The sequence below is a fragment of the Crossiella sp. NPDC003009 genome (genome assembly GCF_053591555.1).
This window is the reverse complement of sequence record NZ_JBSFUA010000028.1, coordinates 1-20,960: the sequence shown is the minus strand read 5'-3', so window position 1 is coordinate 20,960 and position 20,960 is coordinate 1. Positions and strand designations below refer to the sequence as shown.

20 protein-coding genes and 1 pseudogene are annotated in these 20,960 nt (G+C 71.0%); 11 read left to right on the top strand and 10 right to left on the bottom strand.

What is annotated here, in order from left to right; genetic code table 11:
• Nucleotides 1-104: 104 nt before the first annotated feature.
• Together ACWDY5_RS25865 and ACWDY5_RS25860 are read left to right on the top strand one after the other, a co-directional pair.
• Nucleotides 105-1,208: a serine hydrolase domain-containing protein gene (locus ACWDY5_RS25865; RefSeq protein WP_449724751.1), complete on the top strand. Its 1,104-nt coding sequence runs from the start codon at nucleotides 105-107 to the stop codon at nucleotides 1,206-1,208.
• A gap of 617 nt (nucleotides 1,209-1,825) precedes the next feature.
• Nucleotides 1,826-2,944 (top strand): hypothetical protein, encoded by a 1,119-nt coding sequence (locus tag ACWDY5_RS25860; protein ID WP_449724750.1) that lies wholly within the window; start codon nucleotides 1,826-1,828, stop codon nucleotides 2,942-2,944.
• Here the strand turns inward: ACWDY5_RS25860 and ACWDY5_RS25855 are convergent.
• Nucleotides 2,909-3,514 (bottom strand): annotated as a pseudogene (locus ACWDY5_RS25855) (hypothetical protein); the annotation flags it as partial. The gene ACWDY5_RS25860 and the pseudogene ACWDY5_RS25855 overlap by 36 nt on opposite strands.
• A gap of 41 nt (nucleotides 3,515-3,555) precedes the next feature.
• Nucleotides 3,556-4,743 (bottom strand): MFS transporter, encoded by a 1,188-nt coding sequence (locus ACWDY5_RS25850; protein ID WP_449724829.1) that lies wholly within the window; start codon nucleotides 4,741-4,743, stop codon nucleotides 3,556-3,558.
• Between the two features lie 107 nt (nucleotides 4,744-4,850).
• Here ACWDY5_RS25850 and ACWDY5_RS25845 point away from each other — a divergent pair, with 107 nt between their 5' ends.
• The 4 genes from ACWDY5_RS25845 to ACWDY5_RS25830 all read left to right on the top strand — a co-directional run bounded on the left by ACWDY5_RS25845 (nucleotide 4,851) and on the right by ACWDY5_RS25830 (nucleotide 8,993).
• Nucleotides 4,851-5,846, top strand: a complete 996-nt coding sequence (locus ACWDY5_RS25845; RefSeq protein ID WP_449724749.1) for an ABC transporter substrate-binding protein — start codon at nucleotides 4,851-4,853, stop codon at nucleotides 5,844-5,846.
• Nucleotides 5,833-6,921 carry a FecCD family ABC transporter permease gene (locus tag ACWDY5_RS25840; RefSeq protein ID WP_449724748.1) on the top strand — a complete coding sequence of 363 codons (1,089 nt, stop codon included), beginning with the start codon at nucleotides 5,833-5,835 and terminating at the stop codon, nucleotides 6,919-6,921. Before ACWDY5_RS25845 ends, ACWDY5_RS25840 begins: the two co-directional genes overlap by 14 nt.
• Nucleotides 6,918-7,718 carry an ABC transporter ATP-binding protein gene (locus tag ACWDY5_RS25835; protein ID WP_449724747.1) on the top strand — a complete coding sequence of 267 codons (801 nt, stop codon included), beginning with the start codon at nucleotides 6,918-6,920 and terminating at the stop codon, nucleotides 7,716-7,718. The genes ACWDY5_RS25840 and ACWDY5_RS25835 overlap by 4 nt, the downstream gene beginning before the upstream one ends.
• An 87-nt stretch (nucleotides 7,719-7,805) precedes the next feature.
• A complete protein-coding gene (locus ACWDY5_RS25830; protein ID WP_449724746.1) occupies nucleotides 7,806-8,993 on the top strand; it encodes a cytochrome P450 in 1,188 nt (395 codons plus the stop codon).
• Between the two features lie 53 nt (nucleotides 8,994-9,046).
• On the opposite strand, the gene ACWDY5_RS25825 is transcribed toward ACWDY5_RS25830, so the two are convergent.
• From ACWDY5_RS25825 to ACWDY5_RS25815, 3 genes are all read right to left on the bottom strand, one after another.
• Entirely contained in the window at nucleotides 9,047-9,622 is a 576-nt protein-coding gene (locus ACWDY5_RS25825; protein WP_449724745.1) for a hypothetical protein, read from the bottom strand.
• 328 nt (nucleotides 9,623-9,950) lie between these two features.
• On the bottom strand, nucleotides 9,951-10,166 hold the full coding sequence (locus ACWDY5_RS25820) for a heavy-metal-associated domain-containing protein (protein ID WP_449724744.1): 216 nt from the start codon (nucleotides 10,164-10,166) through the stop codon (nucleotides 9,951-9,953).
• Complete coding sequence (locus ACWDY5_RS25815; RefSeq protein WP_449724743.1) at nucleotides 10,163-10,567, bottom strand: nuclear transport factor 2 family protein; 405 nt, start codon at nucleotides 10,565-10,567, stop codon at nucleotides 10,163-10,165. Before ACWDY5_RS25815 ends, ACWDY5_RS25820 begins: the two co-directional genes overlap by 4 nt.
• A gap of 83 nt (nucleotides 10,568-10,650) precedes the next feature.
• On the opposite strand from ACWDY5_RS25815, the gene ACWDY5_RS25810 reads away from it, so the two are divergent.
• Nucleotides 10,651-11,262 (top strand): TetR/AcrR family transcriptional regulator, encoded by a 612-nt coding sequence (locus tag ACWDY5_RS25810; RefSeq protein WP_449724742.1) that lies wholly within the window; start codon nucleotides 10,651-10,653, stop codon nucleotides 11,260-11,262.
• Between the two features lie 28 nt (nucleotides 11,263-11,290).
• Here the strand turns inward: ACWDY5_RS25810 and ACWDY5_RS25805 are convergent, their stop codons facing one another.
• Nucleotides 11,291-12,664, bottom strand: a complete 1,374-nt coding sequence (locus ACWDY5_RS25805) for an FAD-dependent oxidoreductase (RefSeq protein WP_449724741.1) — start codon at nucleotides 12,662-12,664, stop codon at nucleotides 11,291-11,293.
• A gap of 81 nt (nucleotides 12,665-12,745) precedes the next feature.
• Between ACWDY5_RS25805 and ACWDY5_RS25800 the strand changes: the two genes are divergently transcribed.
• Nucleotides 12,746-13,597: a transglutaminase domain-containing protein gene (locus tag ACWDY5_RS25800; protein WP_449724740.1), complete on the top strand. Its 852-nt coding sequence runs from the start codon at nucleotides 12,746-12,748 to the stop codon at nucleotides 13,595-13,597.
• A 10-nt stretch (nucleotides 13,598-13,607) separates the two neighbouring features.
• Here the strand turns inward: ACWDY5_RS25800 and ACWDY5_RS25795 are convergent, their stop codons facing one another.
• Nucleotides 13,608-14,621 (bottom strand): helix-turn-helix domain-containing protein, encoded by a 1,014-nt coding sequence (locus ACWDY5_RS25795; RefSeq protein ID WP_449724739.1) that lies wholly within the window; start codon nucleotides 14,619-14,621, stop codon nucleotides 13,608-13,610.
• Nucleotides 14,622-14,663: 42 nt separating this feature from the next.
• Nucleotides 14,664-15,644, bottom strand: a complete 981-nt coding sequence (locus ACWDY5_RS25790; RefSeq protein ID WP_449724738.1) for a DUF6461 domain-containing protein — start codon at nucleotides 15,642-15,644, stop codon at nucleotides 14,664-14,666.
• A 154-nt stretch (nucleotides 15,645-15,798) separates the two neighbouring features.
• Between ACWDY5_RS25790 and ACWDY5_RS25785 the strand changes: the two genes are divergently transcribed.
• Nucleotides 15,799-16,326 (top strand): hypothetical protein, encoded by a 528-nt coding sequence (locus ACWDY5_RS25785; RefSeq protein ID WP_449724737.1) that lies wholly within the window; start codon nucleotides 15,799-15,801, stop codon nucleotides 16,324-16,326.
• Here ACWDY5_RS25785 and ACWDY5_RS25780 read toward each other — a convergent pair.
• Both ACWDY5_RS25780 and ACWDY5_RS25775 read right to left on the bottom strand, forming a co-directional pair.
• Complete coding sequence (locus tag ACWDY5_RS25780) at nucleotides 16,317-16,733, bottom strand: nucleoside deaminase (protein WP_449724736.1); 417 nt, start codon at nucleotides 16,731-16,733, stop codon at nucleotides 16,317-16,319. The genes ACWDY5_RS25785 and ACWDY5_RS25780 overlap by 10 nt on opposite strands.
• Nucleotides 16,730-17,572: an LLM class flavin-dependent oxidoreductase gene (locus tag ACWDY5_RS25775; protein WP_449724735.1), complete on the bottom strand. Its 843-nt coding sequence runs from the start codon at nucleotides 17,570-17,572 to the stop codon at nucleotides 16,730-16,732. The genes ACWDY5_RS25780 and ACWDY5_RS25775 overlap by 4 nt, the downstream gene beginning before the upstream one ends.
• Nucleotides 17,573-17,763: 191 nt before the next feature.
• Between ACWDY5_RS25775 and ACWDY5_RS25770 the strand changes: the two genes are divergently transcribed.
• Both ACWDY5_RS25770 and ACWDY5_RS25765 read left to right on the top strand, forming a co-directional pair.
• On the top strand, nucleotides 17,764-19,044 hold the full coding sequence (locus ACWDY5_RS25770) for a discoidin domain-containing protein (protein ID WP_449724828.1): 1,281 nt from the start codon (nucleotides 17,764-17,766) through the stop codon (nucleotides 19,042-19,044).
• A 233-nt stretch (nucleotides 19,045-19,277) separates the two neighbouring features.
• The gene (locus tag ACWDY5_RS25765; protein ID WP_449724734.1) at nucleotides 19,278-20,870 is read left to right on the top strand and encodes a PHP domain-containing protein; all 1,593 of its coding nucleotides are present in this window, start codon (nucleotides 19,278-19,280) and stop codon (nucleotides 20,868-20,870) included.
• Nucleotides 20,871-20,960 lie beyond the last annotated feature (90 nt).

Below are 20,960 nucleotides of genomic sequence, written 5' to 3'. Positions count from 1 at the left end.
ACGCACAAAGCCTGCGCGGAATCTCTGGCTGCGCACCGTATGCGCCCGAGCGCCACAGCCACAACGCTGACCACAACCGCCGCCCTGCCAGAAAAGGGGATGCCGTGCGAGGCAAGTCGAACGCCGCCGTGGTCCTGGCGATCACCACCTCTCTTGTGCTGCTGCCCGCCGTCTCGACCGCGACACCGCGGTGCGACACCGAACCCATCCGGACGGCACTGGACGCGCTGCGGCAGGTCGGGGCGACCGGGATCGCGCTGACCGTGCGGAGTCCACGCTGCGGCCTCGCGCAGCGCGGCGTCGGCCTCGCCGACCGCAGGACGGGCCGTGCGGTCCTCGGCGATGAGCACAGCCGGATCGGCAGCAACACCAAGGCCTGGACGGCCACGGTCGTGCTCCAGCTCGTCGGCGAAGGCAAGCTCAAGCTCGAGGACACCGTCGAGGACCACCTGCCGGGCCTCATCCGCACCAAGCGCTACGACGGGCGCGAGATCACCATCCAGCAGCTCCTGCAGCACACCAGCGGTCTGCCCGACTACCTGGACGCGCCGTTCTGGCGGGACGAGGAGAAGCGCCGATGGGACCACATCGAGCCGCTGCGCACGGTCAAGCAGGCGCTGACCCTGCCACCGCCCCGCCGGGGCTTCGCCTACGCCAACACCAACTACAACCTGGCCGGACTCATCGTCACGAAGGTCACCGGCCGCGGCATCGGCGCCGAGATCAACCAGCGGATCATCAAGCGCCTCGGCCTGCGCGAGACCTACTGGCCCGGCGACCGGACCAGGCTGCCCAAGCCGGACCTGCGCGGCTACGTGCGGCGGTCCGGGACCCTGGTGGACCGGACGGAATGGAACACCTCCGAGGCCGACGCCTCCGGCGCGCTGATCTCCACCGGCGCCGACGCGACCACGTTCTGGACCGCGCTGCTGACCGGAAAGCTGCTGGCCCCGGCCCAGCTGGCCGAGCTGAAGCGGACCGTGCCGGACGAGTTGTCCGACGGCTACGGCCTGGGCGTCGAGCGCTACCGCCCCGCCCCTGACCTCGTGGCTTGGGGCCACAGCGGCAGCATGCCCAGCGGCCACAAGTTCCGCAACGCCATCACCGACGACGGCCGGCGGGCGGTGACCCTGCTGATCGGCACGGACACCTTCGACTCGGCCAAGGTCGACTCGATCATCGCCAACCTCATCCGCGACCTCCGCTGACCGGAACCGGTTAGAGCCTCTCACTTTCCTGATTGACCGCACCGAGGTCTTCATCCAGGCGCCGCTGCACACCATCTGGAACCTGCAAACCGACGTGGAGAACTGGCCCGCCTGGCAGAAACCCGCCGCCCCCATGACCATCAAGCGCCTGGACCCGGGACCGCTGCGCAGGCACTCCCGGTTCCAGGCGACCATCCAGGTGCCCCGCCCGGGGGACCGGTGGTCATCAACTCCACCGTCCAGCAGCTCCAGCCCGGCAGGTGCATCCGCTGGGCCGGACCCGCGGTCGGCGCTGGGTACCACGTCGATGGCATCCACGTGTAGAACTTCGTCAAGGTCCGCGGCGGCGTCCTGGTCCGCACCGAGGAAAGCCACACCGGCCCGCAGGCCAGCCCCGGCTCCGACATGGGCCTGGAAACCTGGCTCCGCGACCTCAAGACCGCCGCCGAGGCCCAGCGCGGCTGACCGGGCATCCGCAGACGATACGGGGCCCGGCCGGGTAGGGGATTCCACCGTGGACAAGCAGGACCGCGCTAGCTACAGTGCCATTAGTTAACTTCCTTTCCTAACTGGTTCTCGTAGCTTGCCGTGGCCCCCTGCGCCAAGGAGAGTTCGCCATGCGTGCCCCAGTCAGCTCCCTGCTCGCCGCCCTGTCCGTGCTCGCCGTGGCCCTGCCCGCCGCGCCCGCGCTGGCCGCACCGCCGATCGCCAAGTGGCCGGGCAGCGCGGAGATCGGCACCGCCGACGCCTCGAACGTCTTCGGCTCCAACCTCAGCGGCCTGGCCTTCCAGGGCCCCAACGTGTTGTGGGCGGTGCGGAACGGCCCCGGCACGCTCTACCGCCTGGTGCCGGACGGGTCCAGGTGGCGGCCCGATCCCAGCGGTGGCTGGTCGTTGCGCTACCGCGACGGCCGTGGCGATCCTGACGCCGAGGGCGTGGTGGCCACGCCGGACGGGGTGTTCGCGGCCACCGAGCGGGACGGTGACAACAGCGGGGTCAGCTCGGCGAAGGTCCTGCGCTTCAACCCCGCCGCCGCCTCCCGCACCCTCAACGCCACCGCCGAATGGGACCTCACCGCGGACCTGCCGAAGGTCTCCGCCAACAGCGGGCCCGAGGCCATCACCTGGGTCCCGGACACCGCGCTCACCGCCAGCGGCTTCCGCGACGAACGCACCAAGGCGCCCTACAACCCCGCCGCCTACCCCGGCCACGGCAGCGGCCTGTACTTCGTCGGACTTGAGGACAACGGCACCATCTACGCCTACGCGCTCGACCAGGCAGGCGGCAAGTACACCAGGGTCGCCACCATCCCGAGCGGTCTGCCGAAGATCATGGGCCTGGAGTTCGAGACCGCTACCGGGCGGCTGTGGGCGGTGTGCGACAACACCTGCCAGGGCCGCGCCAGCACGCTGACCGTGACCGGCGGCCGGTTCACCGCCACCGCCGTCCACGAACGCCCGGCCCGGATGTCCAACCTCAACAACGAGGGCTTCGCGATCGCGCCGCCGGAGAGCTGTGCCGCGGGCCGGAAACCGGTGCTGTGGGCCGACGACGGCAACACCGGCGGGCACGCCCTCCGCGGCGGCACCCTGCCCTGCGCCGCGCTACCGGGCGTCGGCGGTGCGGACGGTGAGGATCCGGACCATCCGGTCGCCGGTGTGCGGGTCCCTGCCGTGCCAGCAGCGGTAGTTGTCGATGGCCAGGATCTCCCCCGCCTCCGGCCGGAACCTCGGTAGACCCGGCTGGATCTCCCGCACGGCCTCGGTGAAGACGTCGAGCATGTCGTTGATGTGCTCGGCGTCCGGGTCGCGGTGCAGCGGCAGGGCGCCGTCGGTGCGGCGGACGATCCGGCGGCCGGTGCGGGTGTGCTCGACGTGCCGGGCCACCAACGGCATCGCGGGCACGCCGCGGATGTCTGCCCATTGGCCGTAGAGGTCGACGTCGGCGGTGGTGAGGAACTCGCGGAGCTCTGGCGTGGCGTGCTCGTCGACGAAGCGGTAGGCGTCGGCGACGAAGGAGTCACCGCCGCTGGGAGCGGGCCGGACGCATTGCACGAACACGAAGTCCTCGTCCGGATCCCTTCTGCGGGTGGGGGTTCCGGCGATGTCGACCACGATGCTGAAGCTGTCGGCGTGCAGGTCCACCGGCCCGCCGTCCTGACTGGCCCGCTCCCGCAGCGGGAACAGCTGCCGCAGGCCGGGGCCGAGCAGACTCGCCGCACCGACGATCAGGCCGTCCGCGGTGGCGGGCAGACCGGTGAGCAGGACCGCGCCGTCGGCGGCCAAGGCGGCGCGGGCCTCGGACATCGCGGCGAGGTCATGTCGTTGGGGCAGCACGCCAAGGGCGGTCATCGGGCGAACCTCCTGGAGCTGGGCACCAGGGCCGCCAGGCCCGGTGCGGCGAAGCAGACGACGGCGCAGCCGGCGAGCACGGCGGTCAGGCCGAAGGCGTTGATGGCTGGTGCGATCAGGGCCAGGCCGACCGGGGCCAGGCCATAGGAGAACAGGAAGTCCACAGAGGACACCCGGGCGAGCAGGCGCGGGTCGACCTCGCGCTGGGTGGCGGTGAACCAGGGCACGTTGAACAGCTCGATGCCGATCCCGGTGACCACGTAGGCGGCGATGACCACCGCGGGGTGCACGTCGGCGATCAGGCTCAGCGGGGCCAGGCCGTAACAACCCAGCCCGGCCAGCGCGGCCCAGCCCGGCGACCGCGGCCGCCAGCGCGCGATGATCAGCGCGCCGACCAGCGCGCCCGCGGTGTAGGCGGTGAGCGCGGCGGCCAGCACCACCTCCGAGCCGTACCGGTCCCGGCTGACCAGGGGCAGCGCCACGCCGGTGGCGGAGTAGCCGGTGGCGATCACGGCGGTGAGCGCGCCCAGTCCGGCCACGAACCAGGGATGCCTGCGCGCCTCCCGCAGGCCTTCGGCGAACTCGGCGGCCAGGGACGCGCGCTCGGTCGGCGCATGATCCGCGGTGCCGGGCGGCGGGAGCAGGGCGGCGAGCAGCCACAGCGCGGCGGTGCCCCACAGCAGGGCGGGGATGTCCAGCACGGTGGCCAGCAACGCGGTCAGGCCCGGCCCGAGCAGGGTGCTCACCCGCACGGCCAGGGTCATCGCCGCGTTGGCCTGCTGGCGGCGGCCGGGGTCCACCACCTCCGCGGTCAGGGCCTGGAACGCTGGGCGGCAAGCGCCCTGGCCCGCGCCGACCAGGGCGGCGGCGATCGCGGTCAGCGTGAGCGACTCGCCAAGGCCCCAGGCGATCACCGGGGTGGCCGCGGCGGCGAGCAGGCCCGACCACAGCACCACACCGCGCCGGGAGTGCCGGTCGGCGAGCACCCCGCCCAGCGGCACCGCGATCAGGAAGCCGACGGTCCGCGCGGCCAGCACGATGCCGAGGGAGACCGCGCTCAAGCTCCGGTCGAGCACGGCCAGGCCGAGGATGAAGGGCAGCGCCCAGGTGGCCAGGCCGGAGGCGGTGGTTCCCGTCCAGAGCCGTAGGAAGGTCCGGTCCCGGAGGACGGTAGCGGTGGACAGGGTGCCGCTCCTCAGACTATTGAAAACCGTTGTCGGTGCCCTAGGGTGTCTATCGCAACTCCCTTGCGGTTGCAAGCAGCTCGCAGCACACCCAACAGGAGGCCCGCTTGCCGCACCACGCCCGGATGGGCTGCGCACTCGCCGCGGTGGTCTTGGTGACCGCGTGCGCGACGCCCGCCGACAGCGCCGCGCCCGGCCAGGGCGCCGTCACCGTGTCCAGCTGCGGCCAGGAGCTCCGCTTGGCCAAACCGCCGGAGCGTGTGGTGACGCTGGAGCAGTCCTCCACCGAGACGCTGCTGGCGCTGGGGCTTGGCGAGCGGATGGCGGGCACCGCCTACCGGGTGACCAAGGTCCTGCCCGAGTACCAGGCGGCCTACGACAAGATCCCGGTGCTCAACCCCAAGGCGCTCACCGGCGAACAGCTCCGCGCGGCCAACCCGGACCTGGCGGTGAGCTCCTTCGCGGCCAACTTCACCAAGGACAAGGTGGGCACCCGCGAGGAACTGCGGGCGCTGGGCCTGCCCTCCTACGTCAGCGCGGTCGACTGCCCGAAGGACCTGCCTGGGGTCACCCCGTTCGAGCGGCTGTTCCGCGACTACGAGAACTACGGCAAGGTCTTCGGCGTGCCCGACCGCGCCACTGCCCTGATCGCCCAGCAGCGCGAGGTGGTCAAGCAGGCCGAGGCCGCTGGCGCCGGACGTGCCGTCAAACCGACCGTGGTCTACCTGTACTCGGTGTTCAAGGGCCTGCCGTATGTCGCGGGCCGCAACGGGATGCCCAGTGACATGAGCCGCATCTTGAGCGCTCCCAACGCTTTTGACGACATCGACCAGGCGTGGCCGGAGGTGCCGTGGGAGGAGATCGCCCGGCGCGACCCCACCGTGATCGTGGTCGGCGACCTCGCCGACCGCGGCTCCCCCGGCGACAGCGCCGCGGAGAAGATCAAGATGATGCGCGAGCACCCGGTGGTCTCCCAGCTGAGCGCGGTGAAGCAGAACCGGATCATCCAGGTGCCCGGCATCGAGCTGGACCCCACCGTGCGCAGCGCCAACACCCTGCGCCTGGTGACCGAGGGAATGAAGGCGCTCGGTGTCCTCGGCTGACCTGTTACATCCCAGCGCCCGCTCCCACACCGAACCGCCGCAGGCGACCCGGCCGCGCGGGCGCGCCGGCTGGTCCACCGCCGCGGTGTTCCTGGTCGGCCTGGCGGTCCTGGTGGTCTCGATGGGGCTCGCGGTCCGGATCGGGGTCAGCGGCGTGGGCTTCGCCGAGATCGGCCGCGCCCTCGGCGTCCGGCTCGGCCTGCCGGTGACCCCGCTCCCCCGGCTGCTGGACTCGGTGATCTGGGAGCTGCGCATCCCCAGGGTGCTGCTGGCCGCGCTGGTCGGGGCCCTGCTGGCGGTCTGCGGGGCCGCGCTGCAGGGCGTGACCCGCAACGCGCTGGCCGATCCGTACCTGCTGGGCGTGTCCAACGGCGCCTCGGCCGGCGCGGTGGTGGTGGTCGTCATCGGGGCCGGCGCGGGCGCGCTCGGGGTGACCGGCGGCGCGCTGGCCGGCGCGCTGCTGTCCTTCGGGCTGATGATGCTGTTGTTGCGGCGCAGCGGGATGCACACCGCGCGGATCGTGCTCACCGGCGTGATCGTCGGTCAGCTCTTCGCCGCGCTGACCTCGTTGGTCCTGATGGCCTCCGCGGATCCGGACACCACCAGGGCGATCACCTACTGGCTGCTGGGCTCGATGGCCTCGGCCCGCTGGGACGCGGTGCTGGTGTGCGCGATCGCGGGTGCGGTGGGCCTGCTGGTGATCTGGTTGTGCGCGGGCGCTCTGGACGGCTTCGCCTTCGGCTCGGACACCGCCGCCTCGGTGGGCGTGGACGTGCGCACCACCCGGCTGGTGCTGCTGATCGCCACCGCGCTGCTCACCTCGGTGGCGGTGGCCTCGGTCGGTGCGATCGGCTTCGTGGGCCTGATCGTGCCGCACGGCGTGCGCTTCCTGGTCGGCCCGCTGCACCGGGTGCTGCTGCCGTTCACCGCGATGGCCGGTGCGGTGTTCCTGGTCTGGACCGACGCGCTGGCCAGGGTCGCCTTCGCCCCGCGCGAGGTGCCGGTCGGGGTGTTCACCGCGCTGGTCGGCGTGCCGCTGTTCCTGCTGGTGCTGCGCAGGCGGGGTGAGCTGTGAGGATCAGCGCCGAGGCGGTCACCTGGTCGGTGCCCGGCCGCACCATCGTCGACGACATCACCTTCACCGTCCACTCAGGACAGACGGTGGGCCTGATCGGCCCCAACGGCTCCGGCAAGTCCTCGCTGCTGCGCTGCCTGGCCGGTCTCCGCGCGCCCACCGGGGGCACGGTGCGCTACGACGAGCAGGACATCGCCGGCTGGAGCGTGCGGAAGATCGCCCAGCACATCGCCTTCGTCGAACAGGCCACCGAAACCGAGAGCGACCTGCGCGTGGCCGACGTGGTCGCCCTGGGCCGCACCCCGTTCCGCCCCGGCTGGCGGGCGGCCGGCGCGACCGACCACGCGATCGTCGAGGCCGCGCTGGACCGGCTGGACCTCACCGACTTCCGGGACCGGCACTGGAAAACCCTCTCCGGCGGCGAACGCCAGCGCGCCCACATCGCCCGCGCCCTGGCCCAGCAACCGTGGGCGATCCTGCTCGACGAACCGACCAACCACCTCGACATCCGGCACCAGCTGGACCTGCTGGACTTGCTCGCCACCACCGAGCAGACCGTGCTGACCGCCCTGCACGACCTGTCCCTGGCCGCCCGCTTCTGCGACCAGCTCGTGCTGCTGCACCACGGCAGGCTGGTCGCGGCCGGGTCGCCGTCGGAAGTGCTGACGGCGCAACGCCTTGCCGAGGTGTTCGAGGTTGACGCCGAGGTCGGGCGGGACAGCGCGGGCAACCTCGCGGTGGTGTACCGGGGCACGACGGATCGCCTGCGCACCGCGCCGGGCAGCGCTGCCCGTTAACAGAATCCCGCGAACTCCGAAAGCTTGTGAATTCTCCAGATTTGGCCACTATGGCTCTGGCATGCCCACGACCTGGGGAGGAAGCGCATGTCCGAGCTCCAACTACCGCTCGACCGGCCCAACCCGCTGTCGCTGGCGCCCGAATACCAGGCGCTGCGCCGCTCGGCGCCGCTGGTGCGGGTGACCACCCCAGCCGGTGATCCGGCCTGGCTCGTGCTCGGCTACGAGGCGGTGAAGCAGGCCTTCACCGACCCGCGGTTCGGTCGCTCGCACCCCGATCCGGCGCAGGCGGCCCGGTTGTCGCAGTCGGCGATGGGTGGCGGCGCCAGCGGCGACTACGAGACCGAGCAGGCCGAGCACGCCCGGCTGCGCACGGTGCTGACCCCCGCGTTCGCCGCGCCCCGGATGCGCAGGCTGACCGACCGGATCCACGAGCTGACCGACCAGTGCCTTGACGACCTGGCGGCCGCTGGCTCGCCTGCCGACCTGCGCGAGCTGGTGTCGTTTCCGTTGCCGGCACTGGCGATCAGCGAGCTGCTCGGTGTGCCTGCCGCGGACCAGGACCACTTCAGCCGCCTGTCCAGGAACCTCGGCCTCATCGACGACGGGGCGGCCAGCCAGGCCGCGTTCGGCGAGTTCGTCGAGTACACCCTCCGCCTGGCCGCCGCCAAGCGCGCGAACCCGGGTCCCGACGTCATCTCCGACCTGGTCGCCGCGCAGGCGGGCGATGCCACCATCACCGACGAGGTGGTGGCGCAGCTGGTCATCGCGCTGCTGTTCGCCGGCCACGAGACCACCGCGACCCGCATCGACTTCGGCGTGCTGTACCTGCTGTCCGAGCCGTCCCGGCGGGCAGCCTTCGCCGCCGACCCCGACGGCCAGGTCCAGTCCACGGTGGAGGAGATCCTGCGCCTGTCCGCGCCGCACGGGCTCGGCCTGGTCCGCTACGCCCGCGAGGACGTGGAAATCGGTGGCATCACCATCAGCCGCGGCGACCTGGTGCTGGTCTCCAACGACTCCGCCAACCGGGACGAGACGGTCTTCGCCGACCCCGAGGAGTTCCGCCCCGACCGCAAACCCAACCCGCACTTGGCTTTCGGCGGCGGCAGGCACGTGTGCCTGGGCCTCAACCTCGCCCGCATCCAGCTCCGGATCGTCTTCCCCGCCCTGTTCCGCCGCTTCCCGGCCCTGAGCCTGGCCACCGGCCTGGACGACATGCCCCTGGTGACCGGCGACCTCACCGGCGGGGTGGAGAAGGTGCTCGTGCGGTGGTGAAGATCCGCATCGGTGTGGCGGTTCGCGCCACACCGATGCGGTCCTCTCGTACGCTAGTTGCAGATCGACGGTGCCATGACCTCCTGCGGGCTACCCCAGCCCGCGCACCGGTAGGACGAGTGCCCGTACCAGTTGTGTCCGAACTCGTGCGCGGCGAGCAGGGCGCCGTCCCCAACTCCGCGCATGAACAGCGCGATCCGCTGTCCCCGGCCCCAGTTGCAGCCGACAACCCTGGTACCGCCACCACAGTTGGTGATGTAGCTGTTGGTGCACTCCACCGGCGTGCCCGCGCCCTCGGTCAGCCCGCTCCACGCCGCCGCGCCCCGCCTGATCGTCGCGGCGTAGGGCTGGCAGGAGCTGGTGAGGTGGAAGCTGCGCCGGGTCGGCGCGGGCCAGGCCAGGATGCCCGCGGCCGGCTCGGCGGCGGTGTCGCGCTGGCCGGGCTGGACGTCGATGACCGAGGTCGGGTGGCCCAGGGAGGCGTCCGCCTGCGGGTTGGCCATCGGCAGGGCAGCCGAGGTCGCCTGGCTCTCGAACACGACACCCGCCTGGGTGGCCGGGCCCAGGAACGCCATGGCCGAGACAGCCGCGGCTATCAACCCGTACCGAAAGATGAGCTTACTGATCATAGCGATGTCCTCACTTGCAGGGTAAGTGCGGCAATGCCGGAAAGAGGCCCAAGAAGGACCTTTTTCGAATTTCCATGCCCGCTTATTCCGTCACATATGCATAGTTCTGCATACCCCCCGTTCGGCCTGTTCTTTTCGACGAATCCGGCGACCGGCCACCGAGAGGGAACCGCTGCTCAGGCCCGGTCTCAGGCGACGATCGTCGCGCTGGATGTCCTCGAACCCGCCGATCGCGGGATTGCCGGAAAGCCCGGCGGTACCGACGTTGGCCGGGATTCAGCCAAACGGTTGGCGCAAACCGGCGGGCGGGCGCCGGTCAGTTTCTCGATTAGCGGCGCGCGGTCCCGAGCTCGTAGCCGGCCTCGTCGACCGCGGCGCGCACCTCCGCGAGGTCCAGGGCCCGGTCGCTGGTCACCGTGACCTGGCCGGTCTCGACGTGGACCGCGACGGCGGTAACACCGGCGATGCGTTCGATCTCCTCGGTGACGAAGCCCGCGCAGTGCCCGCAGGCCATGCCGCTGACGGTGTAGGTGCTCTCGATCATGTCGAGGCGACGGCGTCGACCGCAACGGTGCGGGTCAGCATGTGTGCCTGGCGCATCCGGCCCTCGGCGTTGAACCGCCCGAAGAAGCAGACCTCGACCGCGAGGTCCCTGCCGCGGTTGCGCACGTGCAGGGTGTAGCGGGCGGCGAGCCGGTCTCCGGTCGCCAGGGCCTCGTGCACCTCCATCCGGCTGCTGGGGCGGTTCTTGCGCACCGGACGGGTGTGCGCGATCAGCTTGTCCCGGTCCATCCGGTGCCCGTCGGCGACCTGCACGACGTCCGGGGTGTGGTAGCGGTCGACAATCAGCGCCGGATCCTCCTCGCCGCGCAGGAGGTCCTCGGTGAAGGAGGTGAAGAAGTCGGTGATGAACTGCTTCGGGTCGACGCCGTTGAGGGTGCTCATGGTGTTCCTGCCTCGCAGTCGGCCGCGTTCCTTGACAGACTGTAAGATATCGACCGCTACGCAAGTTTGACAAGGTGTAAGAGATGAATCAGCCGCAGGGCCGGAAGCGCCGTGCCGACGCCGAACGCAGCCGGGCCTCGATCCTGGGCTCGGCGATCCGGGTGCTCAACGCCGACCCCGACGCCAGTGTCGAAACCATCGCGGCCACCGCGGGCGTGACCCGGCAGACGGTCTACGCCCACTTCCCCTTGCGGGAGCAGCTGCTGGCCGCGGTGCTCGACCACCTCACCGACGAGGCCGTCGCCGCGATGGACGCCGCCGACCTGGACACCGGACCGGCCGCGGACGCGCTGCTCCGACTGCTCGAGGCCGGCCGCCGGACCTCCGGGCGATACCCCGTCCTGCTGCGGAAGCTCAGCGCGCTGCCGGTGAGCCCGCCGGCTGATCACGCACGCCACGCACCGGTCGCCGACCGGCTGCGGCGCATCATCCGGCGCGGCCAGAAGACTGGCGAGTTCGACGACCAGCTCTCCGCCGACTGGCTGGTCGCGGTCACCATCCAGCTCGGCCACACCGCGAGCGAGGAGGTCGAGGCCGGCCGGATGTCCTCCGCGCAGGCGACGGCAGCGCTCCACACCAGCCTGCTGCGCGTCTTCCGCGCCGCAGTCGCCACCGATGACACGTCGTTGTCGTGATCGCGGTCAACCGATGATGGTCAGCAGATCAACAAGTCGCCCGCCACTCCTCGGGCGTCAGCGGTGGTTCGGTCAAGGCCGGACGCCCCGGACCGAGGAGAGCGCCGAGCAGGATCCGCGGTGCCAGCAGCCGCAGTGGGGACGCGGAGAGGGTGTAGACGTCGAACTGTGCGGCGGCCACCGCGGGACGTCCGGTGGCCGCCCAGGAGAGGCGGTCCAGGAATGCCTGGCGAAGTCCGGAAAGGCGGCTGGGGCGGGGCCCGGTTGTGCCGGGGTAGCGGAGATCTTGGCTGGTGGCCATCCTCCAGGCGAGGTCCGCTTGGCGTGCGACGGCGCGTTGGATGATCGGGCCGGCGCGGTGGATTCCGTTGTGTCGCAGGCCGTTGTGGAGTGCGAGGGCGCCGCGGGCGGCGACGGCCATGCCGTGACCGTAGACCGGGTTGAAGGTGCAGGCGGCGTCGCCGAGTACGAGGAAGCCGGCGGGCCAGGGCTTGATGTGTTCGTAGTGGCGTCGGCGGTTGCCGGGGATGCGGTACCGCCGTGGCGCGGTCAGCGGTTCGGCACGGGCGATGAGATCGGCGATGACCGGATGGCGCAGGTCCCTGGCGAAGCGGGCGAAACCCTCGTCGTCCACCGGCGGCTTGGCTGATCGAGGGCCGACCAGCGTGACAATCCACCGGTGGTCCTCGATGGGCAGCAGGACACCGGCTTGGAGCACCGGGCTGACTGCCGGGTCGGAGGCGATGTTGATCTCGGGGAAGTCGAGCCTCGCGCATTCGGGGGCGCGGTAGAAGCGGGTGGCGTAGAAGATATCCGGGTCGACTTCGTCTTCGATGACCGCGGGCAGACCGAGGTCGGCGAGCCAGCGTGGGGCGCGGGAGGAGTTTCCGGTGGCGTCGATGACGAGGTCGGCGTCGAGGTGCTCGATGGCCTCGGTGTCGCGGTCGCGTAGCCGTGCACCGGTGATCCGCTGGGCGTCGCCGAGGAGGCCGATCGCCTCGGTGCCCTCGCGGACCGCGATCTTCTTGTCCCGCAGTACTTTGTCGCGGACCACCCAGTCGAGCAAGGCGCGGGAGCAGCTGATCAGGAACTGGGCTTCGTCGAAGCGTCGCAGCCAGCCGCGGGAGGCCAGGGCCAGGAACCTGCTCGGCAGGCCGATGCGCTGGGCGCCGTGCGCGATGAGGGTGTCGATGGTGCCGGGCAGCAGCTGGTCGATCGCGTGCGCGCCACCGGCGATCAGCACGTGCGTGTGGCCTGCCTGGGGAATGCCTCTGCGCTCAAGGGGCCCGTCCGGGAACCGGTCGCGTTCGATGATGGTGACCTGGTCGGCGAAGCCGGTGAGTGCGGACGCGGCGAGCATCCCGGCCAGCCCGCCGCCCAGGACCACCGCGTGGATATTCATTCGCACAGTAAATAGCAATACTTCCGATCAGATGCCTCCGAATATGGCGAATTAACCCCTATAGCCGCTACCGTCAACCTCATGGCGGAAAGCATCGACTACGCGTCCCCCGGCCCGTTCACCAGCCTGGACGGCTTGGATCCGCACGCATTGGAGTCCGCGGCCATTGCTCCGGTGGACATCTGCCGACCGGTCCACACCCTGGTAGTTCACCCTATGGACACACCGGAGTTGGACCTACCCGCCGACCGCTTCGAGGACAACCAAATTCGGCCGGTGAATTCACTCCTCCAGCGGCTGCTCGCACTCGATCCCGCGCCGTTGACCGTCCCGCGCGAACCCCGGAAACGCGTGGTCGGCAGCTGCCGGCACTTCGCGGTGCTGGGCTGTGCGCTGCTGCGCCACCGCGGGATCGCCGCGCGCGCCCGCTGTGGCTTCGCCACCTACTTCCAGCCGGGGAAGGCCGTCGACCACTGGATCACCGAGTACTGGGACGACACCCGCTGGGTCCGCGTCGACACCGAGCACCTCGGCGGGAACGCGCTGCCCCACCCGCACGACCTGCGCCCCGAGGACTTCCTCACCGGCGGTGAGGCGTGGCTGGCCCATCGGCGCGGCGAGATCGACGCGTCCCGGTTCGGCGTGTACGGCACCGAGAACTGGGGGCCTGCCGAGATCAGCGGCAACGCCGTGCGCGACCTCGCCGCGCTGAACAAGGTCGAGATGCTGCCCTGGGACGAGTGGGGCCGCATGACCGAGGCCTACGCGGGCACGACCGGCCCAGACTACGACATCCTGCTCGACGAGCTGGCCAGGGTGTGCGCCACCGACGATCCTTCGGCCGTGCGCGCGCTCTACGCGCATGAGGACCTGCGCGTGCCGGAGCCGATCAGCTCCGCGCAGGGGCCGGAGGCTCCGGTTCCCGTGCGGTAGCGGATCGTGGTCAGCGGCCGGGTGCCGCGAGGGCCGCGGCGAGCCACTCCTCGCTCACTCCCGCGTCCTCGGCATCCGGTTGCGGCGTCCCGTTGATGGTGGCCATCAACGACAGGTACCTGGTGAGCAGGCCGGTGAACCCGGCGACGGCCTGCGCGGCGTGCCGGTGCGCGGCGCTGGTGGGATCGGGGTTGGTCATCGAGTGCCGCAGCTCGGCGAGGTCGTGCTCGTTGAGTGGCGCACCGGTGGCGTCGGCGGTGAGCTCGGCGATCGAGGCGAGCAGCCGCTCGGCGATCTCCCGCGCCCGCGGGGACTCCGGGGACAGCCCGGACCGCTCCGCCTCCCCCGCCTCCACTTCTATCAGCAGGTGCTTCTCCAGCCGCGCCAACCTCGGCGGCGCGGTCAGCTCGACGGCCTTGGGCGAGGCAAAGCTGGTGTGGAAGTACTGGCGCACGGAGTCGCGGAAAGCCTTGTCCCGCACCAGGTCGGCCAGTTCGATCCAGGCTTGGAGCTGTTCGGTGGCTGGTTCCTCCGGCAGCTGCGGCCGCAGGCGGTACAGGTGCTCGACGAAGGCGGGGTCGACGGTGAGGCCGTGGGTGACCTCCTGCCAGAACTCGTCCAGGAGCCGGTTGCGGTGCTCGTCGGACATGGACACCAGGCGGTGCATCAGGGCTACCCGTTCGGTCGTGGTGGGCTGGTTGACGATGGTGCGCAGGACGGCTCGCCGGGCGTGCAGGTCGCGCAGCTGACCTTCGAGGAGGTCAAGGTGGGTCGCGGCCAGCTCGGCCAGGCTGGTCTCCTCGGCCAGCAGTCCGCGGATGTGGTCCAGGCTCGCGCCCAGGTCCCGCAGGGTGCGGACGAGCTCCAGCCGCGCGATGGCGTCGATGTCGTAGAACCGGTGTCCGGTATCGGTCTGCCGGGTGGGCGCGAGGACACCGGCGTCGGCGTAGAACCTGATGGCACTCACGCTCAGACCGGTGCGGCGCGCCGCGTCCCCGATGGGGTACAGCTCGTTGTCGTTCACAGCGTCCACTGTGGAGCCTCAAGCCACTTGAGACGCAACCCCTTACCAGAAGTCGACCCCGGCGGTGTGCACGAGTCGTTTCGGTGCGTCGACCAGCCATGCACGGCCGGTGCGCACCCCGGTGAGCATCCCCATCAACGCCAGGCACCGGGCAGTGGGGCCCTGATCGGTCAGCCCGTCACCGAACCGGCAGTACCACGCCTCCTCCGGCCCGTCGCCGGGGTCGAGGAAGGGCTCACCGCGGAACCGGACCCGCTGCCCGTCCCGCCACCAAGCCATGTTGCACGCGCCAGCGGGATTGTCGAAGTGAGACGCCACGATGCCGCCGGCGGCGCTCACCGCGCGGCTGAACGCCTCGCCGATCGGGATGATCCCGGCGAGCTGCACCACCACGACGCCACCCCCCGGCGGCGCCCCGGCCCAGCACACCCTGCTCTCCGGGGCCGCACAGGTGACCTCCTCGTAGGCGCGGAGGCCGACCTCGGGACAGTCCGCCGGATCCGCCCCCATGCGCCGGACGACCGTGTCCAGGTCCACCCCGCCCACGAACGCGATCGCCAGGTACGGCAGGCGTTCCAGCCCCTCGTACCCCTCGATGAGGGCGTCCGCCTCCGCCTGGCGCGCGCGTTCCTGCTCGCTCAGCACCAGCGCACCGGGCAGCTCGGCGAACAACGGGGCCAGGTCGCCGCGCAACGCCATCTCACCCGCCGACCGGCCCGCCAGCACGGGCTCCCACGGCCGCACGTCGTGGGCCAGCAGCGCCGCGGCCGCCCGGCCCCCGCCGCACCGCACCGCGAGCCACAGCGGGGTCTCCCCGGCCGCGTTGCGCGCCTCGACTTCCGCGCCCCGCGACACCAGCAGGTCGATCACATCCCCGCCCGCGTTGGCCTGTGCCGCACTGTGCAGCGGCGCGTTGCCGATCGCCCAGAGCCGCGCGTTGGGGTCAGCGCCCGCGTCCAGCTCCGCCCGAACCCGGTCCGCGTCCGTCCAAGCCTGGAACCACTCCGGCCACTCGTGCGTCATGAACCCCCCTCGTGAAGCCCCGCCGGAGAGACTAGCGGGCAGCCCCGACAGCGCCGCCCGGCTCCGGCCCGGTGCTGTCACAACCGCGAGCGCTGAGCACAGAGGCATCACGCACGAGGAACTGCTCGGGCAGGTCGAGAGAGGGAAACTGGTCATGGCGAAGATCCCCACGCTCTTCGAGCGCGATGAGCGCTTCCACGTGGTCGACCGTCCTCGCGCCGAGTGCGCGTGGGTCTTCGACGGAGCCGGTGTGGGGACGGAGAAGCTCGATGGCACCAACATTCGCCTGACCGTCCGCTCGGGTCAGCTCGTCCGGGTGGAGAAGCGGCGCAACCCGAACAAGGCGCAGAAGCAGCAGGGCATCGTGGACGGCTGGTACGTCGACACCGATGCGGGTTCCGCCGAGGACAAGTGGATCCTCGCCGCGGCCGGGAACACCGACGTGTCAGGGTGGCCCAACGGCGAGCACCCGTGCGAGGCACTCGGCCCCCGCATCCAGGGCAACCCCCTGGCGTTGGCGGAACACCTCTGCATCCCCTTCGACTTCCAGGCGCCGGGCCAAGATCAAGCGCAAGGACTTCCCGCGCGGCACGGACGCGGCCTGAACACTCGGGTCGGGAACGGTTCGCGGGCGGTGGGGGTGCGTTCGTCGGCCGAAGTGACCGAGCACCCCTACGGGTAGTAGCCCTCGACCGGGAGTTTTGCCTTGTCGTAGAGGTGCGGGCCGTCGGTTGGCACCTCGGGGAACCCGCCGGTGGTCTTCAGCCCGTTGAGCTGTTTGGTCGACAGTGCGAACACCACGTGCCCGAGGCCCGACCTGGCCAGCGCCCCCGCGCACATTCCGCAGGGTTCGCAGCTGGTGTACATCGTGGTGCCGGCCGCCGTGGTGGCGTCCAGGGAGCGGGCCGCCCAGCGGGCCAGCTTCAGCTCGGGGTGTGCGGTGATGTCGCCGTCGGTGAGGCTGGAGTTGCGCTCTTCGGCCAGCACGGAGCCGTTCGGGCCGACGAGCAGCGACCCGAACGGCGGGTTCCCGCTCGCCCGCGCCTCGGCGGCCAGCTCGATGGCCCGCAGCAGGTGTTCTTGGCTCATGGGAGGTCCTTTCGCAGCAACTCTTTCCGTACGGTGGCCAGGGCGTGCCAGGCGACCTCCGGGTGGTGCGTCTCCGCCGGGTCGCCGAGGAACGGGTCCAGCACCACGGCGCGTGCGCCGTCGGCGCGAAGCCGTCGCAGGTCCTCGACGACCTGATCGATCGTGCCCTCGCCCAGCCGTCGGTCCGGGACGGGCTCGTCGGTCAGCCGGAGCAGGATGCGTGGCGCCAACCCGGGCAGTGGGCGCTGTTCCTCGGCGGCGAGGTTGTTCAGCCGAGTCAGGGACTCCCGCCAGCCGTCGGGTGTCTGCCGCAGGGGGTGCCAGGCGTCGCCGAGCCGGATCGCGCGCCGCAGTGCGCCGTCGCTCTGCCCGCCCACCCAGATCGGGACGGTCCCCGCGCGGTATCCCTCGTCCTGCCAGGCCGCGCGTACCGTGGTGATCAGCTCGTCGGTCAGTTTTCCCCTGCGGTGGAACGGAACTCCGAGTGCCTCGAACTCCTGCCGCGCCCAGCCGACCCCAACCCCGAGCACGAGCCGGCCGCCGCTGAGCTCGCTCAGGTTCGCCGCCATCCGCGCGACCAGCAGCGGATGCCGGTACGGCGCGATCAGCACGGTGGTGCCCAGGGTGACCCGCTCGGTGACCCCGGCGAGCCAGGACAGCGTGGTGAACGGTTCGTAGAACGGCGCGGGGTACTGCTCGGCGACATCGGGCGTCACCGACACGTGGTCGGAGACCATGAGCAGGTCGAAGCCCAGGCCCTCCACCGTCCGCACCCAGTCGCGCAACACCGCCGGGCCGGTGCCGGGGCCGAAGTTCGGGACGTTCACGCCGAGCAACATGTGATCGAGACTATGCCGACCAGCCTGCCTCGCACCACCGAACGGGTAAAGCGGCTGGAGAACGCCGGGGTCATCAGCAGGTGGTGAACGAACTGACCGGGCCTGAGGGGACCGATCCCGGGCCTGATCCGCTAGCAACTACCCCAGGTGCTCACTTCCCCGAAGGACAGGAAGGTGTTCCGGTGAAACGCATGCTGACCGCCGCGCTGGGCGTGTGCGCGGCACTCGGCTCGATGGCGCTGCACGGCCCACCCGCGGCGGCGACGCTGCCGATCCTCGCCGCGACCGCCGACACCCACGACGGCAACGGGCCGGCCAACGCGATCGACGGTGACCTGTCCACCCGGTGGTCCGCCGCCGGTGACGGGGTCTGGATCCGCTTCGACCTCGGTTCGGTCGCCACGGTCGGGTCGGTGGCGCTGGCCTGGCACGACGGGGACCGCCGACGGGCGAGCTTCGACGTCCAGCTGTCCCAGGACGGCTCGGCGTGGTCGACCGTGCTGTCCCGGGCGACCAGCAGCGGCAGCACACTCGGCCTGGAGACCTACGACCTCGCCGACGGGCCTGCCCGCTACCTGCGGATCATCGGGCACGGCAACAACTCCGCCGACTCGGCCAAGTGGACGAGCATCACCGAGGCGACCGTGTCCGGATCAACCGGTACCCAGCCGCCGCCCAAGCAGACCCTCGGCGTCGGCGGTGTGGCCACGCCGGCCGGTGCGATCCTGGTGCCACCCCAGGGTTCCCGGTACAAGATCAGCTCCGGTGGCACCGCGGCCGCGCCCAAGGTCTACGACTGCCAGGGCAACACCATCCGCGGCGGCGTGCTGATCACGGCCGACCACGTGGTGCTGCAGAACTGCCGGGTAGATGCCAGGCAGCAGTACGGCATCTACTCCGACAACAACACCGGCGTCACCATCCAGAACAACGACATCAAGGGCGTCAAGGGCCCCGGCGACCTCAACGCCATCACCTTCTTCGGCGACGGCCACAAGATCCTCTACAACACCGCGGTCAACTTCGTCACCGGCGACCCTGGCGACAGCCACACCGACTTCATCCAGACCTGGGTGTCCAGCTCGCACCCCATCGCCAGTGACGACGTGCAGATCCGCGGCAACAAGGCCATCGGCCCGCCGAACCCGGACCGCGACAACAGCATTCCCAGCATCCACCAGTTCCTGATGGCCGAGGACTACGGCCGTGGCGGGAACTCCGGCGGCAACACCGACGGCATGCGGAACTGGATCATCGCGGACAACGAGATCGGCGACAGCTGGAACCAGGCCATCAAGGTGGACGGGCCGGACCAGGTGTTCATCACCCGCAACAGGTTCGTCGGCTCCTCGACGCGGGTCGCGGAGGCCACCTCGGCCTCCACCGGCGTGAAGTTCTACAGCGACAACCAGGTCAGCTCGGACTACCGGTCGGTCGGCATGCCGGTCACCGCGGGCCCCGGACCCCGCTGACAGCTCCAGCAGGAGTTCTCCGCAGTCCCACCGGCTGAACTATTTATCTAGTTATCTCGCCGTGCCCGGCGCGACCTGGGCTGACACCCGGCACGAACGGGCGACGGCGGAGTCACCGGGGTGGGCTATCCAGGCCGGCTTCGAGCGGCCCCGATCCACCGGCTGTGGACCATCATCATCAGCACCACCATCATGCCCATGACCATCCCCTACCCGAGGCACTCGACAGCGCGGTGCCGGACGAGGCGTTGCCGCCGGATGGCTTGTCCCGCCGGGCAATGCTGCGCCGGGCCGGGCTGCTGGGCGCCGGACTCGCTGTCGCGCCAGGGGTTTTTGGCGCCACCGCGAGTGCGGCACCGCCGCGCGGGGGTTACCGGTGGCTTGCCGGGGACCACCACATCCACACCCAGTACAGCTTGGACGGTCGTTACCGGGTGATCGACCACGTGCGGCAGGGCGCGGCGCACGGGCTGGACTGGATGGTGATCACCGACCACGGCGGGCCGACCCACGCCCGGATCGGGGTGGAACGGGTGCACCCGGAGATCGTGGCCGCGCGCCGGGATGTGCCGGACGCGCTGGTGTTCCAGGGCCTGGAGTGGAACATCCCGGCCGCCGAGCACGGCACCGTGTTCGTCCACCCCGGACGGGAGGAGGTGCGGGTGCTCAAGGAGTTCGAGGGCTCCTTCGACGGCATCGTGCGCAACGCCCTGAGCAACACTCCCGCGAACGAGGCACTGGCCATCGCGGGCATCGACTTCCTGGCCGAGGCGTTGCGGCGCAGGCGGATCGAGGACGTGCTGTTCCTGGCCAACCACCCGGCCCGGCAAGGCATCGACACCCCGCACGAGATCCGCAACTGGCGGGACGCCCAGCCGCACATCGCGGTGGGCATGGAGGCCGCGCCGGGACACCAGGCCGCGGGCATCGCCAAGCCGCACGGGGCCGGGCTCTCCCGCGGCTACTACTTCATGGAGCCGGGCCCGGACTCCTTCCCCGCCTACCCGCCCGCGAGCTACCGGACCTTCGGCGGCTTCGACTGGATGACCGCCACCGTGGGCGGGTTGTGGGACAGCCTGCTCGCCGAGGGCAGGCCGTGGTGGGTCACCGCGAACTCCGACTCCCACGCCGTCTACGGCGACACCGCCGTCACCGGCCCCGGCTCCAACTTCGACCGCGATGGCAAGCTCGCCGATGCCGTGCACGGCCCCGTGCCCGACCTCACCAACGCCGACTTCTGGCCCGGCGCCTACACCCGCACGCACGTCGGCGCCGACGGTCACTCCTACCGCGCGGTGATGGCCGGGATCCGGGCCGGGCGGGTCTGGGTGGACCACGGCGCGCTGGTGGCCGGGCTGGACATCCGGCTGCGCACCGCGGACCGGTGGGCGCAGGACAGCGTCACGCTGGGCGGGGTGCTGCGGGCGAAGCGGGGCACCGCGCTGGAGCTGGTGATCGACGTGGACCTGGCGCGGTTGCCGAACTGGGCGCAGTTCGTGCCGAAGCTGGCCAGGGTGGACCTCATCCAGGGGGCGGTGACCGGCCCGGTCGCCGACCGGGACACCTTCAGCGCGCCCAAGACCAAGGTGGTGCGCTCCTTCACGGTCACCGCCTCCGCGGGCACGGTGCGGTTCACGCATTCCTTGGGGCGCTTGGACTCTCCGTTCTACCTGCGGCTGCGGGGCACCGACGGCAAGCGGGTCGCGGTCGGGCTGGGTGGTGCGGCGGTGGATCCGGCCGGTCCGGCGATGGACGTGGCCGGGGACGCCGACCCGTGGGAGGACCTGTGGTTCTACACCAACCCGATGTGGGCGCTGCCCGCCTAGGGGGCGTTTTCAAAGCCAGAGGACCAGAGGAGTAGTGCGGCCAGGGTGATGGTTGCCCGGTAGGAGACCGCGGTCTGGTCATAACGGGTG

Bases quoted from the DNA above. Each gene is read 5' to 3' on its own strand.
- ACWDY5_RS25820 (WP_449724744.1), bottom strand. From the start codon at position 10,166: ATGATCGAGAGCACCTACACCGTCAGCGGCATGGCCTGCGGGCACTGC.
- ACWDY5_RS25830 (WP_449724746.1), top strand. From the start codon at position 7,806: ATGTCCGAGCTCCAACTACCGCTCGACCGGCCCAACCCGCTGTCGCTG.
- ACWDY5_RS25780 (WP_449724736.1), bottom strand. From the start codon at position 16,733: ATGAGCCAAGAACACCTGCTGCGGGCCATCGAGCTGGCCGCCGAGGCG.
- ACWDY5_RS25785 (WP_449724737.1), top strand. From the start codon at position 15,799: ATGGCGAAGATCCCCACGCTCTTCGAGCGCGATGAGCGCTTCCACGTG.
- ACWDY5_RS25790 (WP_449724738.1), bottom strand. From the start codon at position 15,644: ATGACGCACGAGTGGCCGGAGTGGTTCCAGGCTTGGACGGACGCGGAC.
- ACWDY5_RS25770 (WP_449724828.1), top strand. From the start codon at position 17,764: ATGCTGACCGCCGCGCTGGGCGTGTGCGCGGCACTCGGCTCGATGGCG.
- ACWDY5_RS25860 (WP_449724750.1), top strand. From the start codon at position 1,826: ATGCGTGCCCCAGTCAGCTCCCTGCTCGCCGCCCTGTCCGTGCTCGCC.
- ACWDY5_RS25805 (WP_449724741.1), bottom strand. From the start codon at position 12,664: ATGAATATCCACGCGGTGGTCCTGGGCGGCGGGCTGGCCGGGATGCTC.
- ACWDY5_RS25800 (WP_449724740.1), top strand. From the start codon at position 12,746: ATGGCGGAAAGCATCGACTACGCGTCCCCCGGCCCGTTCACCAGCCTG.
- ACWDY5_RS25775 (WP_449724735.1), bottom strand. From the start codon at position 17,572: ATGTTGCTCGGCGTGAACGTCCCGAACTTCGGCCCCGGCACCGGCCCG.
- ACWDY5_RS25825 (WP_449724745.1), bottom strand. From the start codon at position 9,622: ATGATCAGTAAGCTCATCTTTCGGTACGGGTTGATAGCCGCGGCTGTC.
- ACWDY5_RS25815 (WP_449724743.1), bottom strand. From the start codon at position 10,567: ATGAGCACCCTCAACGGCGTCGACCCGAAGCAGTTCATCACCGACTTC.
- ACWDY5_RS25810 (WP_449724742.1), top strand. From the start codon at position 10,651: ATGAATCAGCCGCAGGGCCGGAAGCGCCGTGCCGACGCCGAACGCAGC.